Raw genomic sequence first — 706 nt, 5'->3', positions numbered from 1 at the left:
CGGCTTCGGAACTGACGAAGACCGGCTTGCGGTCGTCAATCCTTGGAACTTGGAGGAATGTCTGCTGATACTCCTCTAATGTCGCCTTGCGCTGCTTGCCACTGATGCGCTTCTGCGGATTCGGTGGCGATTGAGCCTCGTTCGTTGATGTTTCCTCTCTATAGGGAGTTGTTGCAGCAACTTTCTCTACAATTGCTCTCAACTCTGGGTTCTCTACATCATCATAGAGAGAATTACAACTACTTGGATTGGCTTTGTTGCCATACGTAGATGGTTTAACAAAATCCAAATACTCTTTTTCCATCAGCTCCTTTTGCTCAGGAGCCAAGACTGCATCTTTTGTTCTTGCCATAGCTTATGCTGTTTTATTTGTTAGTATAGTGGTCACGGTTTGCACCATTGACCGATTGTCGGGTGCAAAGTAAGTGTACTGAGTGCAGCCATGCAACTGATTGGGTGTAACGTGGCAATTTAGTTGTAGCTTGCTTATTTGCATACCGAGATAGTTGTGAGAACTTCAACGTATTTCTCAACTCATCATTGTTCATGTATTCGTTGCAGTCGTGCAAGTTTTTCTTGTTGTTTTTGGCGTTGAAGTCGGCAAACCCCGGCAACATACTGCCACAGAAATTGAAAACGCTTGTTTTTAGATTGCCGTGCCTTATCTTTGCACTCACAAATGTGGAGCACAGCATATGCGTGGAGC

The 706-nt window shown here is 44.9% G+C and carries 2 protein-coding genes; both read right to left on the bottom strand.

Features of this window, described 5'->3' with window-relative positions:
- On the bottom strand, positions 1 to 352 hold a 352-nt coding region (locus WKT20_RS18150; RefSeq protein WP_340417878.1), incomplete at its 3' end, for a DUF3408 domain-containing protein.
- Between the two features lie 13 nt (positions 353 to 365).
- The coding region (locus WKT20_RS18145; protein ID WP_340417877.1) for a hypothetical protein at positions 366 to 706 on the bottom strand (341 nt) is incomplete at its 5' end.

Source organism: Phocaeicola sp. ICN-14070 (assembly GCF_037892625.1).
Taxonomy (GTDB): Bacteria; Bacteroidota; Bacteroidia; order Bacteroidales; family Bacteroidaceae; genus Phocaeicola; species Phocaeicola plebeius.
Note: the sequence above shows the minus strand (reverse complement) of the source record. Positions and strands in the feature narration are given on the sequence as shown.